A 15,468-nucleotide genomic window follows, 5' to 3' on the forward strand; every position below is an offset into this window, starting at 1 on the left:
GCGCCGTCAGCGCCGCGCCTTCTTGTTGCGGTACTGGTCGGCGACCACGGCCGCGACGATGATGGCGCCCTTGACCATCTCCTGGTAGTAGGCGTCGATGCGGATGAAGGTGAAGCCCGAGGTCATGACGCCCAGGATCAGCACGCCGATCACCGTGCCGGTGATGCGGCCCATGCCGCCGGCCAGCGAGGTGCCGCCGATCACCACGGCGGCAATCGCATCGAGCTCGTACATGACACCCATGCCCGACTGGCCCGAGATGGCCCGCGCCGCCGTCACCGTGCCGGCGATGCCGCCGAGCAGGCCGGCAATCATGTAGACCCAGACCAGATGCCGCTGCACGTTGATGCCCGAAACCACGGCTGCCTGGCGGTTGGAGCCGATGGCATAGGTGAATTTGCCGAAGCGCGTATGGCGCAGCACCACGTGGAAGACGGCGGCGAGCACCAGAAAGATGATCACCGGATGGGCGCCGGAGCCGATCGCTGCGAAGTCGTCGGTCAGCATGGAGACGGGCGTGCCGTTGGTGAACCACTTGGCAAAGCCGCGTGCGGCCACCATGGTGCCCAGCGTGGCGATGAAGGGCGGAATGCCCGTGAAGGCGATCAGCGAGCCGTTGAGCAGGCCGACCATCAGGCCCACGCACATGCCGGCCGCCACCGGCCAGACCACGGGCAGGTCGGTCAGCTGCGGGAACACGGCACGCGGAAAGTCGGACACCTGTGCCAGGCTGGCGGACACCACGGCGGTGGCGGCCACCACCGAGCCCGACGACAGGTCGATGCCGCCGGTGATGATGACGAGGTTGACGCCCACGGCGATGATGCCGATCACCGCCATCTGCAGCACGATGATCTGCAGCCGCTCGGCGTTGAGCAAAAAGCTCTGGCCCACGGTGAGCCAGCCGGCCGCCTCGAAGAACAGTGCAATGCCCAGCAGCACCAGAAAGATGCTCAGTTCCGGCGGCCGCCTGGCCCGGTGCAGCGGGCCGGTGCCCGGGCCGGGCGGGGAGGGGGCCTGCGAAATCGATGGGGTATTGCTCATCTTGCCTGTCTCCGCTTGGGGTCCCCGGCTCAGCGGGAAGCCAGTTCCATGATCCGTACCTGGTCTGCGTCCCTGCGCTCGACGATGCCCGTCATGCGTCCCTCATGCATGACCAGGATGCGGTCGCTCATGCCCAGCACTTCGGGCATCTCCGAGGAAATCATCAGCACGGCCGCGCCCTCGGCGGCCAGCGTGCCGACAAGGCGGTGGATCTCGGCCTTGGCGCCGACATCGATGCCGCGCGTGGGCTCGTCGAGGATGAGGATGCGGGGCCGCGTCAGCAGCCAGCGGCCGATCAGCAGCTTTTGCTGGTTGCCGCCCGACAGGTTCTGTATCTGTTCATGCAGGCCGGGCGACTTGATGCGCAGCGTGCGCGCCATGTGCTCGCAGTCGCGGCGCAGCGCAGCCCGCTCGACGAAGCCGCACTTCACATGGCGGCTGCTCAGCACCCCCATCTCCATGTTGGCCTGCAGGTCCAGGCCCGTGAAGCAGCCGGTGTCCTTGCGGTCCTCGGTGAGAAAGGCCATGCCGTGCCGCATGGCCTGCGCGGGCGAGTCGATCTTCACCGGCCGGCCGTCGATGCGGATCTCGCCGCTGGTGGCGGGCACCACGCCGAACAGCGCCTCGGCCAGATTGGAGCGCCCGGAGCCCACGAGGCCGGCCACGCCCAGGATTTCCCCGGCGCGCAGCTCGAAGCCCAGGCCGCTGAACACGCCCTGCACGCCCAGCCCGTCCACGGACAGCACCACGTCGCCCAGGGCCACGTCCGGCTTGGGGAACATCTGTGTGATCTCGCGCCCCACCATCATGCGGATGATGTCGTCGCGCGTGACGTCGGCGGCCGCATGCGTGCCTATGTAGCGGCCATCATGGAACACCGAGAACTCGTCGGCGATCTCGAACAGCTCGTTCATCTTGTGCGTGATGTAGACGATGCCTTTGCCCTGGCTGCGCAGGTGGCCGATGATGCGAAACAGGTGCTCCACCTCCCTGTCGGTGAGCGCGGACGTGGGCTCGTCCATGATCAGCACCTCGGAGTCGAAGGACACGGCCTTGGCGATCTCCACCATCTGGCGGCTGGCCACGGTCAGCGTGCGCACCTCGGCCCCGGGATCGATGCCGATGGCCAGCCGGTCGAACAGCGCCTGCGTGCGCTGGCGCAGCTGGCGGTGGTCGACCAGGCCGAGGCGGTTGAGCGGCTCGCGGCCAATCCAGATGTTCTCGGCCACGCTCATGCCGGGCATGAGGTTCAGCTCCTGGTGGATCATGGCAATGCCCTGCTGCAGCGCATCCAGCGGGCCGTGCAGCGTGACGGGCCTGCCCCTGAGGCGGATCTCGCCCTGGTCGGGCGCATGCATGCCGGCAATGATCTTCATCAGCGTGGATTTGCCGGCGCCGTTCTCGCCCATCAGCGCATGCACGCTGGCGCTGCGCACGCGCAGCTGCACATCGGCCAGTGCCACGACGCCGGGAAACGACTTGCCCACGCCACGCACTTCCAGAAGCCAGTCGCCAGCAGGGGATGGGGAAGCTGCAGGCCAGGGGGCGGCCTGCGGCCTGCCCGGCGAGACGGTGGGCATGGGCACTCCTTGGAGGACAGGTTGTGAAGAGGTGGCGGGGGCGGGGGGGACGCGGACCAGGCGAGGCCGGCTCAAGGCCTGGCGTACTGGTCCATGTTCTCGGGCGTGACCAGTTCGAAGGGCACGTTCACGAAGCGCTCCACGGCCTGCTTGCCGGCCAGGCGCAGGGCGGCATCGACGGCATTGGCGCCCTGGCCCGCCAGGTTCTGGAAGACGGAGACCTTGAGGTCGCCGTTCTTCATGGACGCCAGCCCGTCCGGCGTGGCGTCTATGCCGGCCACGATCATGTCGGGCGTCCATTTCCTGGCCGACTTCAGCGCGTTGATGGCGCCTATCGCCATCTCGTCGTTGTTGGCGAGGATGGCGTCGAACTTCATGCCCGAACTCAGCCAGTTCATGGTGATGTCCTGGCCCTGCGTGCGGCTCCATTTGCCTTCGCGCTTGTCCAGGATCTTCATGCCTGCGCACTCGCGGGTCGCCAGCACTTCCTCGATGTCGCGGGTGCGCACGCGCGCCGAATCGTTGGACAGCTCGCCCATCAGCACCAGCAGGTCGCCCCGGCCGCCCAGCAGCTTGCAGACCTGGCGGGCCTGCAGCGTGCCCGACAGCTTTTCATCGGACGCGACCACGGCAGTGCCTGCGGGCAGCTTGTCGAAATCCACGGGCTGGCGGTTCACGTAGACCAGCGGAATCCGGGCGGCGCTCACCATGCGGGTGATCTTGGGCGTGGCGTCGGTATCGACCGGGTTGACGATGATGGCGTCGGCCCGCTGGGCAATCATGTTCTGGATCTGGCTCAGCTGCTTGCCCACGTCGTTGCTGGCGTCCTCGATCTGCACGCCGGCTCCGTGCTTTTTCGCTGCATCGACGATGCCGTTGCGCAGGATGGTCAGGCCCGTGTCGTCAAACAGCGCCATCGCCACGCCGATCCTGAGGGGCTGCACCGGGGCCTGGGCCTGCGCTGCCCGTGGCTGTGCCTGAGCCTGGCCATGCAACGGCAGGGCGGCCAGAAGGGCTGCGGCAATGGCAGCCAGCAGGTGTCTTTTACTCATCCCTCGTCTCCTTGTTCCTGAGCGGCAGCGGGCGCATGCAGGCCCCGCATGGACTCGCCACACACCGGATTGCACCGGACCGTGAGGGGAACTGTAGTTCCGCGCCGTGAAATTTTGGAAATTAATTTCTAAGTGATTACACCTAAGGAAAATAATTTCCAATAGTTTTAATCTTTCGGCCATGTTCCGAACGGCGGACATCGGAGACAAGGCAAGCCATGACAAGCACTGTGAGATTGACCGTCAGCCAGGCGCTGGTCCGCTACCTGGCGGCCTTGCGGGCCGAGGTCGTGCAGCCGGACGGCAGCACCTCCATCCAGCCCTATTGCGGCGGCGTGTTCGCCATCTTTGGGCATGGCAACGTGGCCGGGCTGGGCGAGGCCCTGCATGCCGACAGGCACAGGCTGCCCACCTTTCGCGCCCACAGCGAACAGGGCATGGCCCATGCGGCCGTGGCCTTTGCCAAGACCCATTTCCGCCAGCGCATGATGGCCGTGACCTCCAGCATCGGCCCCGGCGCCACCAACCTGGTGACCTCCGCCGCGCTGGCGCATGTGGCGCGCCTGCCGCTGCTGCTGCTGCCCGGGGACATCTTTGCCTCGCGCCTGCCCGATCCCGTCCTGCAGCAGGTGGAGAGCTTCGAGCAGGGTGATCTGAGCGCCAACGACTGCCTGCGCCCGGTCACGCGCTACTTCGACCGCATCATGCAGCCCGGGCAATTGCTGGCGGCCTTGCCGCGCGCCATCCAGGTCATGACCGACCCGGCGCAGTGCGGCCCCGCCTGCCTTGCGCTGCCGCAGGATGTGCAGACCCAGGCCTTCGACTGGCCCATGGATTTCTTCCACCCGCCGCTGATCCGCCTGCGCCGCCAGCCGGCCGACGCTGCCGGGCTGGCCGAGGCCGTGGCCTTGCTGGCCTGCGCCAAAAGGCCGCTGATCGTGGCGGGCGGCGGCGTGCTGTACAGCCAGGCCTGGGAGGCCTTGCGCGTGTTTGCCGAAACGCATGGCGTGCCGGTGGCCGAGTCGCAGGCCGGCAAGGGCAGCCTGGCCTGGGACCATGCCCTCAACCTGGGCGCCATCGGCGTGACCGGCTCGCCGGCTGCCAACCACGCGGCCCGGCACTGCGATGTGCTGCTGGCCATCGGCACGCGGCAGCAGGATTTCACCAGCGGCTCGCAGGCGCTGTACAGCCAGGCCACGGTGCTGGGCCTGAACGTGCAGCCCTTCGATGCCGCCAGAAAGCGTGGCCGCCAGCTGGTGGCCGATGCCCGTATTGGCCTGGCCCAGCTGGGTGCAGGATTGGCCGGCTGGCGGGCCGATCCACGGTGGACCGAAGAGCTGCGCGCCCGGGCCTCAGCCTGGGCACAGCGCGTGGCGGAGCTGACATTGCACGCGCCCCAGGGCGAGCTGCCCTGTGACGCCGAGGTGATCGGGGCCTTGCGCGAGTCTGCCGCCGACGCAGGGCTGGACAGCGCCCGCAATGACGTCGTGGTCTGCGCGGCCGGCACGCTGCCGGCCGAGCTGCACAAGCTGTGGCGCAGCGGCCTGCCGGGCAACTACCACGTGGACTATGCGTATTCCTGCATGGGCTACGAGATCGCGGGCGGCCTGGGCGTGAAGCTGGCAAGGCCCGAGCGCGAGGTCATCGTGGTCGTGGGCGATGGCTCCTACATGATGCTCAACGCCGAGCTGGCCACCTCGGTGCTGCTGGGCCGAAAGATCATCGTCGTGGTGCTGGACAACCGTGGCTACGGCTGCATAGAGCGGCTGCAGATCCGCTGCGGCGGCGCCAGCTTCAACAACATGCTCGACGACTGCGTGCCCGAGGGCGGCGAGCGCTCGTCCATCGATTTCGCCCGCCATGCCGCTGCGATGGGGGCGGAGGCCGTCCACGTGGGCGGTGTGCAGGAACTGCGCCGCGAAATGCTGCGTGCGCGGGCGTCCCGCCGCAGCCAGGTGCTGGTGATAGACACCACCCACCACCGCACCACGGCCGACGGCGGCGCCTGGTGGGAGGTTGCCGTGCCCGAGGTCTCGGGCCGCCCCGAGGTCCAGGGCGCGCGGCGCGAGTACCTGCACCACAAGGCAGGCCAGCGGCGCTGACGCCGCGCCACCGTCGCCCCGCCCGACTTCTGCCCATCTGCCTAACTGTCTAGGCGCCTATCTGCCCCAAGGAGGACTCGCATGAACTGGAAGGTTCGCATCGGTATCAATCCCCTGTCCTGGATGAACGACGACCTCCCTTCGCTGGGGGGCGATACGCCGCTGGACACGGCACTGAAGGAGGGCGCCGAGATCGGCTACGCGGGTTTCGAGCTGGGCAACAAGTTTCCGAAAACCGGCCCCGCGCTCAAGGCCAGGCTCGACGCGTACGGGCTGGCCTGCGTCTCCGGCTGGTACTCGGGCTTTCTGGCGCAGGCCGATGCGGGCAGCGACGACCAGGCCCTTGCCGCCGAGGCCGAGCGCTGCAAGCCCCACATGGACAGGCTGCGCCACAACGGCGTCGACGTGGTGGTCTATGGCGAATGCGCGGGCACGGTCCAGGGGCAGATCGGCACGCCTGTGTCCCGGCGCCCGCGCTTTGCCGACGATGCGGCCTGGCAGCGCTATGCGTGGCGGCTGGATGCCTTTGGCGCGCACCTGCTGGAGTGTTACGGCATCCGGCTGGCCTATCACCACCACATGGGCGCCCAGGTGGAATCCCCGCAGGATGTGGACCGCCTGATGGCGCTGACCGATCCGCGCAAGGTCTTTCTGCTGTTCGATACCGGCCATGCCTACTACGGCGGCGCGGCCGATCCGGCGGCGCTGCTGAAAAAACATGTGGCGCGCGTGGCGCATGTGCATTGCAAGGATGTGCGTCCCCAGGTGATTGCCCAGGCACGCCAGGGCGACTGGAGCTTTCTGCAGGGCGTGGTCAACGGCATCTTCACGGTGCCGGGCGACGGCGCGCTCGACTTCGAGGCGGTGCTGCGCACGCTCAGGGATGCCGGCTACCAGGGCTGGCTCGTGGTCGAGGCCGAGCAGGACCCCGCCATCGCGCCCGGCTACGCATACGCGAAAAAGGGCTACGAGACGCTGAGCGCGCTCGTGGAGCGGCTGGGCGCCTGAGGCCATCCGGCATCGAGGCATGAAAACCAAGGGAGGACAACGTCATGACATCTGCAATCCACCACGCCCTGCGGGGCCCTGCGGCCCGGGCCACCGTACCTTGCCTGTGCGCTGCGGCGCTGGCCGGCGCAGCCAGTCTGGCCGCGGCGCAAGGCAGCGTCACGCTGTATGGGCGCATCGTCAGCGGTGTCGACTATATGAACCGCATTGCCGAGGGGCCGGGCCGGTCTTCCGGTCAACTCCGGCACGCCGGGCAATGGGGCGCGACCTGGTGGGGGCTGCGCGGGGCCGAGGACCTGGGTGGCGGCCTGAGCGCCGTCTTCCATCTCGAAAGCCAGTTCTCCGCCGACGACGGCACGGTGGGCGACAGCTTCTTCAGCCGCTATGCGGTGGTCGGCCTGCGAAGCCAGACATACGGCACGCTGCTGCTGGGCCGGGCCATGGGCATTCCGGACGGCGAGGTCTGGGCGCTGGACCCCATGGGCCTGCAGGCCATGGGCGCGGGCACGCTGCAGGGCAACCGGACCTGGGGGTCGCGCCCCAATGCCATCAGCTACCAGTCGCCGGCCTGGGGCGGGCTCTCGTTTCGCACCCAGCTGGGGCTGAACGGGGAGGCGGGCCGTTCCCGGGCCTGGCGCCAGGCCGCCGCCAGCGTGGGCTATGAGCAGGGGCCGCTGGTGCTCAAGGCCTTCTACGAGGAAATCCGCGACGGCAACGGCGCGTTCAGTTCGCTCTACACGGCATCGCGCCTTTACACGGTGGGCGTAACCTACCGCGTGGGCGGCCTCAAGCTGTTCACGGGCTACAGCCAGATCCGGTCAGGCCTCCTGACGGTGGCCGACGCCGACAACCCGGCAGGCGCCCGCAGGCAGCAGACCTACTGGATGGGCGCCAACTACCAGGCCACGCCGGCGCTGGTGCTGGTGGGCGGCGCCTACCGCGCCAACCGCAGTGGCGGCGGCGCCAGCCTGCTGAGCCTGGGTGCCAACTACCATCTTTCCCGGCGCACCATGCTGTATGGCACGGTGGGCGCCGTCTCCAACGGCGGCGGAGCCTCGTTCTCGGTGGAGGCCAACAGCGGCAAGCCGCTGCCCGGCTCCGGCCAGCAGGGGCTTTACGCGGGCGTCGTGCACTCGTTCTGAAGCCGCCTTCGCCGCGCATCAACCCTCAGCCCGGCCGGGTCAACCCCCGCTGGGCCGGCCCCCTTGGGGCGGGGCGGTGCCGCTTGGCTGTATTCTTGGCGCTTGCCTTCACGCAGCCTTGCGGCCGTCCCCAACATGCATTTGTCCAGACGCGAATTCCTCGGCGCCGGCGTGGCCGCCGCCTGTGCCTCGCTGGCCGGTTGCGCGGCCTCGGCGCCCGTGTCGGGCAGTTTCCTGCAGCCGTGGCGCAGCCATCTGGAGATGCCGCGCGACCAATGGCGCCAGCGCCTGGCCGCCACCCAGGCGCTGGGCTGCCGCGAGCTGTTCGTGCAATGGAGCGGCCTGCTGGGCGATACCGAGGCGGACAGCTGGATGCTGGCCGACGCGCAGATCGCCGACCTGCTGGACATCTGCACCGAACTGGGCATGGGCGTGCACCTGGGCCTGCCCTATGACGAGCGCTGGTGGAAGCAGATCAGCCTTGACAACGCCGCAGGCCCTGCGCCTTACCTTGCGCATATCGCCGAGCTGGGCACCAGCCACATGTACGCCAGCACCTGGCCGCGCCATGCGGCCTTTCGCGGCTGGTACATCCCCTACGAGCTGGAGCAGTACCACTGGGCCGCGCCCGAGCGCATCGAGCTGCTGGTGAGCGCGCTGCAACCGCTGGCCCAGGCGGCAGCGGCCACATCCGGCCAGGTGCCCGGCATCTCCACCTATTTCAGCCAGCTGCAGACCCTGGGCAGCCTGCCCACGCTGTGGAGCATCCTGCTGGACCGCGTGTCCCTGCGCCCCATGGTGCAGGACGGCGTGGGCGTGGCGGGCCTGGGCAACTACGAGGCGCTGGCGCCGCTGCAGCAGATGCTGCTCGAGCGCAGGGCGCCGTTCGATCTCATCGTGGAACTGTTCGAGCAACTGCCGCCCGCGCGGCCCGATGGCTCGGACTTCCAGGCGCGCACGGCCAGCTTCGAGCGCGTGCGTCGCCAATGGGACGTGGCCCGCGACTACGGCGCCCAGCGCGTCGTTGCCTTCGCCATCGATCCCTGGGTGCTGAACGACACGCCCGAAGCCCGGCAACTGCTGCGCGGGTGGAAATCCGCCGCGCGCTGAGCGGCAGGCGGCCGGGTCAGAAGCGCTTGGCGATGATCTCTCGCAGGATCTCGCTGCTTCCGCCGAAGATGCGCAGTGCCCTTGCATCGGCCCAGGCACGGCCGATGCCGTATTCCGCCATGTAGCCGTAGCCGCCGTGCAGCTGCAGCAGCTCGTCCAGCACCTGGCCCTGCAGCTCGGTGGCGTTGAGCTTGGCCATGGCGGCGGTGACGGAGTCCAGCGAGCCTTCCAGGTGCTGGGCCAGGCAGTCGTCCAGGAAGACGCGCAGCATGGTGGTCCTGGCCAGCGCGTCGGCGAACTTGAAGCGGGTGTTCTGGTAGTCGAGCACGCGGCGCCCGAAGACCTTGCGGTTGCGCACGAACTCGGCAGCCTCGTCCAGCATGCCTTCGGTGGAGGCCGCCGCACGCAGCGCGATCGCCAGCCGCTCCTGCGCCAGCTCCTGCGTCACATGCTCGAAGGCGGCGTTTTCGCGCCCCAGCAGGTGGTCGGCCGGCAGGTGCAGCTCGTCGAAGAACAGCTCGCAGGTGTCCTGGCTGTGCTGGCCTATCTTGCGCAGCGCCGGGCCCTTGCCCAGGCCCTTCATGCCTTCTTCCACCACGAACAGCGACAGGCCGCGCGCGCCCAGGTCGGGCTCGGTGCTGGCCAGAACCACCATCAGGCCGGCGTTGACGCCATTGGTGATGAAGGTTTTCTGGCCGTTGAGCACGTAGCCGCCGCCCTCACTCTCGCTCTTGCGGCGGGCGCGCGTGCGCACGGCCTTGAGGTCGCTGCCCGCGCCGGGCTCGGTCAGCGCGATGGCGCCGATCAGCTCGCCCGTGGCCATGCGCGGCAGCCAGCGGTCCTTCTGCACCTGCGTGCCGAAGTTCCAGAGATAGGGCGCCACCATGTCGGAGTGGATGGAAAAGCCGATGCCCAGGCAGTTGGCACGCGCCAGCGCCTCGATGACCACGGCCGCGTGGCCGAAGTCCCCGCCCTGGCCGTAGGGCGGGGGCAGGTCGCAATTGAGCAGGCCGCTGTCGCCAGCCTTGCGCCACAGGGCGCGCGGCGTGATGCCCTCTGCCTCCCAGTCATTGATGTGGGGCAGGATCTCGGTGGCCACGAATCTGTCCACCTGTTCCTTGAACAGCAGGTGGTCTTCACGCAATACGGAGCGGGTGCGCATGTCTGTGTCGGTCTCCTTGGGCTGGGTCAGGGGCGATAGGTGTCGGTGGCGCTGGCCTGGCCGCGCAGCACGGGGGAGGCGGCCGTACCCGTCATGAACAGGCTGTAGTGGTCGCCGGGCTGCAGCTGGGGCAGTGCCAGCGGCGCGCTGACGGCCTTGGCGCAGCTGGCACTGAGCTGGGCGCTGACCGGGTTGATGGAGCGGCTGGCCGATGCAGCCGGCGCCACGCCCGTGAACAGAGGCGTGCCCGCGGGCGCGACCTGCAGGCTGCCCTGGGGGCAGTCCGTGGTGAGGTTGTAGAAACGCAGCTCGGCCTTGAGCGCGTCCTGGCTGCCGCCGGAGTCGTCGATGGCCGTGAAGCGCGTGGCCGCGTTCTTGCCCTGGCGCTGCGGCACCAGGGTGGTGAAGCTGCCCGGCGCCACCTTCATGCTGCCGGCGCTCTTGCCGTCCAGCTGGATGGCAAAGGGCGTGTCGCCCTTGACGATGGCGTAGCTGCTGGCCGGCTTGCTGCCGGACAGCGTCTGCTCGGGGCCGTCGGCGATCTTCACGCGCAGGCTGCCCGCGTCGGGGTGGACCACGCGCACGAAGGACGAGCCTGCGGGGGGGCGCGCGGCGTACAGCTGGGCCAGCGTGCCTTCGGCATGCGCTGCAGGCAGGCAGGACAGGGCCGCCAGCCCGGCCAGGGTGAACAGTGCTTGGCGCCTCACAGCGGAAAAAACGGAAGTCATGCCTGCAGATCCTTGTTTCATTGGGCGGGGCGCATGCGCGAGTCGAGGTACATGCGCTCCAGTTGCTTGCGGTCGGCCTTGTCGGTCTGGGTCAGCGGAAAGCCATGGCAGGCCAGCAGTTCCGACGGAATCATGTAGGGCGGCACGCGCTGGGCCAGCAGTTCGCGCCATCCGGCCAGGTCTTCGGGCAGGGGGTGCATGCCGGGCGGGCCGCTGCGGTCCAGGTCCACGAAGCCGATCATGCGCACGATGAAGCCGTCGGGCCGCTTGAGTGCCACCGCCGCGCCCGCGCGCACGCCGGGCAGGGTGGCCAGCACGGCATCGACCTCGGCCAGCTCGATGCGGTAGCCGTGCATCTTGATCTGGTCGTCGCGCCGGCCGTGGAAGGTGACCAGGCCCTCGCCGTCGATCTCGCCCAGGTCGCCCGTGCGGTAGCCGCGCTTGCCGTTGCGCATGAACATGCGTGTGGCGTGCAGGTCGGGGCGGTTGAGGTAGCCGCGCATCACGTGGTCGCCGGCCACGCAGATCTCGCCTTCGTCCAGGAACACATCGGCATAGGGCTTGGCCCGGCCGATGGGAAAGGGCAGCGGCGCGCGCTGGCGCAGCGCGGGGTCGATCTCCACCCAGGTGGTGGAGCAGGTGGCCTCGGTGGGGCCGTAGGAGTTGATGATGCGCGCCTGGGGAAAGCGGCTCCACAGCGCCTCGGCCACGGTGGGCGTGAGCGATTCTGCGCCGAAGACGAAGACGCGCAGGTCGGGCAGGTGCTGCTGGTCGAAGTCGGCATCCAGCAGCTGCTGGCGCACGAAGGAGGGCGTGGATGCCCAGACGTTCACATGGGTGCCCGCCAGGTAGGCGGCAAAGGCCTGGCGGTCGGCAATGGTCTCGCGCGCGCACAGCACGCAGGCACCGCCCGTGACCAGGGCGCCCATCCAGTTGAACAGCGAAAAGTCGAAGCTGAACAGCATCTGGTCCATGAAGACCGGCGCCTCGCCCAGGGCCAGGCAGTCGCGTATCCAGCCGGCGAACAGGCCCATGCTCTCGCGCCCGATCTGCACGCCCTTGGGATCGCCCGTGCTGCCCGAGGTGAACATGATGTAGGCCAGCGATTTTTCCTGCAGCGGCTGCGCGGCGATGCCGGTGTCCACAAAGCTGCGGGCCTGCGCGTCGTAGCGCAGGCCGGCCTGCACCAGCGTGGCGATGCGCGCCATGCGCTCGGCCGGGTTGATCACGTCCACGGGGACAAAGGGCACGCCCAGGCGCAGGCAGCCGAGGATGGCCACGAGAAAGGCCGTCTCCTTGTGCCCCGTGATCAGCAGCGGCTCGTCGCGGCGAGCGCCGCGCGCCAGCGCCTGCTGCTCCCATTGCGCCACGGCCTGGGCCAGTTGCTGCCAGTCCAGCGTGCCGGCGGCATCGATGACGGCCGGCCGCTGCGTGCCGGCGTCGGGCTCGATGAAGTCGAAGCGGTCAAAACTGAATCGCATGCGGGCTCCTTGCGGCGGTGGATGGATGGGGATGGCTGCGCAGGCCGGGCCGACAGTGCCGGCGTCTCATCACGCCTTGCGCTGCTCGGCCACGTACTGCGCCAGCGTTTGCACGGACTCCAGGTGCAGGTCGATCTCCGATGGCGGTATCTTGACGCCGAATTCCTTCTCGATGGCCAGGGCCACGTCCACGGCGGACAGCGAGTCCACCAGGCCCGATTCGAGCAGCAGCGTATCGGGCTCGACCGAGGTCAGGATGATGGCTCCGATGATCTGGGCAATCTTGGTTTCGATGTCATTGTGGGACATGCTTTTTTCTCCAACAGGCGTTTCAGAACTGGAAATACAGGAAGCGGGTTTCCTTGTGCAGGTTGACCAGGCACAGGAAGAGCAGGACCAGGGTCACGGCCGTCCAGCCCGCGCTGGGGCGCCAGCGCATCCAGGCCCGGGGCGCCTCCTGCACCTTGAACATGGCGGGCGAGAAGCGGCCCAGGATCTGGTGGGCATTGGGCGTGAACCAGGCAATGGCCAGCAGCAGCAGCACCAGGGCCAGCTGCATATGGTGGCCTATGGCCAGGCGGATGGCATCGCCCAGTGCCAGTCCCTGGACGTGGGACAGCGACTCCAGCGCCTCCACGCCGCGCAGGCCGGCCATGCCCTTGAGCAGCAGCATGGCGTCGCCCACGCCGTGGGCGCGGAAGAAGGTCTGGGCGATGAGCACGGCGATGAAGGTGATGACAACGCACAGCGCCTGCACGCCCCGGCCCGATTTGCGGGCGGCGGCCGGCTTGCGGCTGACCACGAAGATGCGCCAGGCATGGTTGACCGACAGGTAGAAGGCATGCAGCAGGCCGAAGATCACGTACTGCAGGCCGGCGCCGTGCCAGATGCCCGCCAGCCCCATGGTGAACAGCGTGGGCACGACGATGGTGGCCGCAAAGCCGCCCGGCGTGCGCGCGGCGCTCGATCCCACGGACAGCCCGCGCTTTTCGCGTGCGCGCGAGATGGCCATGGCCACGGGGTAGTACAGGTAGGCCGTGAGGTAGCGCGTCAGCGTCATGTGCCAGCGCGCCCAGAAGTCGATGATGCTGCCGGCCTTGTAGGGCGAGTTGAAGTTCAGCGGGAAACGGATGCCGAACATGCGCGCCAGGCCCAGGGCCATGTCCGAATAACCCGAGAAGTCGAAGTACAGCTGCAGCGCGTAGCTGAGGCTGGCGCCCCAGGCGGCCCAGAACTGCAGCTCGCCGGGCGCGGCGAAGCCGGCGTCCGCATAAGGTGCGATCTCGTCGGCCAGCAGCACCTTCTTGGCCAGGCCGATCACGAACAGCGTGCCCCCGATGGACAGGTTGTCCGCGCGGAACCGGTAGTTATCCGGCTGCGCGAACTGCGGCATCATTTCCTTGTGGTGCAGGATGGGCCCGGCAATCAGGTGCGGGAAGAAGGTGACGAACAGCACGTAGCTGAGCAGGCTGCGTTCCTTGACGATGCCCGAGCGGCAGTCCAGCAGGTAGCCGATCTGGGTGAAGGTGAAGAACGAGATGCCCAGGGGCAGGATCAGCTCGTGCATGCCGCCCTGCGTCAGCCCCCATTCGCCCAGGAAGTTGAACAGCGTGGCGAAGTACTTGTAGTGGAACAGTGCCGCCAGGTCCGCGCCCACGCCCAGCGCAGTCACCAGCCCCTGCAGCCGCGCGCGGCCCGCAAAGCGCAGGATCAACCGGCTCACCACGTAGTTGAAGGCAATGGACAGGGCCAGCAGGGCGACGAACTGCGGGTTCCACCAGCCATAGAAGACGAAGGACGTCAGGCACAGCCAGAACGCGGCCAGCCGCAGGCTGATGGCGCCGGCCAGGTAGTGGCCCGCCAGCGCGATGGGCAGGAACAGCAGCAGGAAAAGATAGGAGTTGAACAGCATGTAGCGGGCGGTTTCACGCAGGCGGGGAGGCGGCGTCCAGCTCCTTGAGCGCCGCTTTTTCATCGTCCGTCAGGGGCAGGGACAAGGTGTTTTCCGAGAACTCCCAGATCACCAGCCGCAGGCTGGCCGGCCAGGAGGCGCGGCGCTTGAGGGCGGACACCATGGCGCCGCTGAACTGGCCGCCATCCATGCTGAGGTTCCAGACTTCATGGCCCAGCGCGCGGCCCAGCTGTGGCGCGAAATTGCTGCGCAGGCCGTTGGAGCTGCCGGCCAGCAGCACCTGCACGGGCGGCGTCTCGTCCAGCAGGCCGCCGCCGCGCACGGGGGTGATGGCCTGGGGGCGTATTTCGTCGCGCTGCGGGCGCCAGCCTGCCGGTGCGTAGGCCAGGCCGGCCAGGGCCAGCAGGTCGCCGGGCAAGGGCTGCAGCGGCCCGGGTGCAGACTCCTCGAAGGCCTGGCTGCCGCGCTGCCCGCCCAGCAGCGGCAGCGCGGCCCGGGCCACGGCCAGGGCGGCGGCGCGTGCGCCCTCGGCGTTCATGTGCACGTCGGTGCGAAAGAACACGGGCTGCGTCTGCTCCTGGGCCTGCAGGGCGGGGCGCAGGTCGGCAAAGGCAATGCCGTCGGCCTGCAGGCGTTGCTGCCACAGGTCCAGGCGCTGCAGCATCACGGGGGCCACGGGCAGGCCGCACAGTTGGTCGGCCTCGATGCGCGACTTGTCGGGCACGGCCACCACCAGGGTGGCAATGCCCTTGTCCTGCAACTGCCGTGTCCAGTGGCGCAGCAGGCGCTGGCGCGCCTCGAAGGGCGCGGCGCCTACCCCGGGCTGGGGCCGCAGGCCGTCGCGGTAGAACATCCACTGCGGGCAGCCCAGGGCCACCTGCGCGCCCGTATCGCCCAGCAGGCGATAGCGCAGCGCGGCCTGGCCCGTCTCCAGCGAAGACTGGGCGGGCAGGCGCAGGCCCTTGTTCAGCGCCGTGCCCGCGCGGCCATCGAGCCAGGCCGACAGCTGCAGCTCGCCGGCCTTGGGGCCGTGGCGGGCCAGCGACCAGCCACCCCAGGCCAGGCCCGACAGCAGCAGGGCGCCCCAGATCCAGGCATTGCGCCGGTGGCCCTTGTCGGTTTGCAGGTCTTGCGCGGCTTGGTCCAC

13 protein-coding genes are annotated in these 15,468 nt (G+C 68.7%); 4 read left to right on the forward strand and 9 right to left on the reverse strand.

Translation table 11 applies throughout. The annotated features are described in order from the left end of the window. Nucleotides 1–6 precede the first annotated feature (6 nt). The 3 genes from ACF8ME_RS09265 to ACF8ME_RS09275 form a co-directional block, all read right to left on the reverse strand. The gene (locus tag ACF8ME_RS09265) at nt 7–1,044 is read right to left on the reverse strand and encodes an ABC transporter permease (protein ID WP_016449899.1); all 1,038 of its coding nucleotides are present in this window, start codon (nt 1,042–1,044) and stop codon (nt 7–9) included. A gap of 29 nt (nt 1,045–1,073) precedes the next feature. After that, nucleotides 1,074–2,624: a sugar ABC transporter ATP-binding protein gene (locus ACF8ME_RS09270; protein ID WP_392416129.1), complete on the reverse strand. Its 1,551-nt coding sequence runs from the start codon at nt 2,622–2,624 to the stop codon at nt 1,074–1,076. A gap of 71 nt (nt 2,625–2,695) precedes the next feature. Further along, the gene (locus tag ACF8ME_RS09275) at nt 2,696–3,676 is read right to left on the reverse strand and encodes a sugar ABC transporter substrate-binding protein (protein WP_016449897.1); all 981 of its coding nucleotides are present in this window, start codon (nt 3,674–3,676) and stop codon (nt 2,696–2,698) included. 218 nt (nt 3,677–3,894) lie between these two features. Here ACF8ME_RS09275 and iolD point away from each other — a divergent pair, with 218 nt between their 5' ends. The 4 genes from iolD (at nt 3,895) to ACF8ME_RS09295 (ending at nt 9,038) form a co-directional block, all read left to right on the forward strand. Then, on the forward strand, nt 3,895–5,778 hold the full coding sequence (gene iolD, locus ACF8ME_RS09280; protein ID WP_392416131.1) for a 3D-(3,5/4)-trihydroxycyclohexane-1,2-dione acylhydrolase (decyclizing): 1,884 nt from the start codon (nt 3,895–3,897) through the stop codon (nt 5,776–5,778). An 81-nt stretch (nt 5,779–5,859) separates the two neighbouring features. Then, a complete protein-coding gene (gene iolE / locus ACF8ME_RS09285) occupies nt 5,860–6,786 on the forward strand; it encodes a myo-inosose-2 dehydratase (RefSeq protein ID WP_288898046.1) in 927 nt (308 codons plus the stop codon). Between the two features lie 44 nt (nt 6,787–6,830). After that, nucleotides 6,831–7,928 (forward strand): porin, encoded by a 1,098-nt coding sequence (locus ACF8ME_RS09290; RefSeq protein WP_392416133.1) that lies wholly within the window; start codon nt 6,831–6,833, stop codon nt 7,926–7,928. A gap of 135 nt (nt 7,929–8,063) precedes the next feature. Beyond that, nucleotides 8,064–9,038 (forward strand): DUF4434 domain-containing protein, encoded by a 975-nt coding sequence (locus tag ACF8ME_RS09295; RefSeq protein ID WP_392416134.1) that lies wholly within the window; start codon nt 8,064–8,066, stop codon nt 9,036–9,038. A gap of 16 nt (nt 9,039–9,054) precedes the next feature. On the opposite strand, the gene ACF8ME_RS09300 is transcribed toward ACF8ME_RS09295, so the two are convergent. The 6 genes from ACF8ME_RS09300 to ACF8ME_RS09325 form a co-directional block, all read right to left on the reverse strand. After that, nucleotides 9,055–10,200 carry an acyl-CoA dehydrogenase family protein gene (locus ACF8ME_RS09300; protein WP_047327189.1) on the reverse strand — a complete coding sequence of 382 codons (1,146 nt, stop codon included), beginning with the start codon at nt 10,198–10,200 and terminating at the stop codon, nt 9,055–9,057. 26 nt (nt 10,201–10,226) lie between these two features. After that, nucleotides 10,227–10,928 carry an alginate O-acetyltransferase AlgF gene (locus tag ACF8ME_RS09305; RefSeq protein ID WP_016449891.1) on the reverse strand — a complete coding sequence of 234 codons (702 nt, stop codon included), beginning with the start codon at nt 10,926–10,928 and terminating at the stop codon, nt 10,227–10,229. A gap of 17 nt (nt 10,929–10,945) precedes the next feature. Then, complete coding sequence (locus tag ACF8ME_RS09310) at nt 10,946–12,409, reverse strand: AMP-binding protein (RefSeq protein ID WP_392416136.1); 1,464 nt, start codon at nt 12,407–12,409, stop codon at nt 10,946–10,948. Between the two features lie 69 nt (nt 12,410–12,478). Beyond that, nucleotides 12,479–12,718, reverse strand: coding sequence for an acyl carrier protein (locus tag ACF8ME_RS09315; protein WP_016449889.1), 240 nt, complete (start codon nt 12,716–12,718; stop codon nt 12,479–12,481). Nucleotides 12,719–12,740: 22 nt separating this feature from the next. Next, nucleotides 12,741–14,321, reverse strand: coding sequence for an MBOAT family protein (locus ACF8ME_RS09320; RefSeq protein WP_046986545.1), 1,581 nt, complete (start codon nt 14,319–14,321; stop codon nt 12,741–12,743). Nucleotides 14,322–14,334: 13 nt separating this feature from the next. Beyond that, entirely contained in the window at nt 14,335–15,468 is a 1,134-nt protein-coding gene (locus ACF8ME_RS09325; protein ID WP_392416138.1) for a cell division protein FtsQ, read from the reverse strand.

This window comes from Delftia sp. WSY_7, assembly GCF_043104845.1.
Taxonomy (GTDB): domain Bacteria; phylum Pseudomonadota; class Gammaproteobacteria; order Burkholderiales; family Burkholderiaceae_C; genus Comamonas; species Comamonas tsuruhatensis.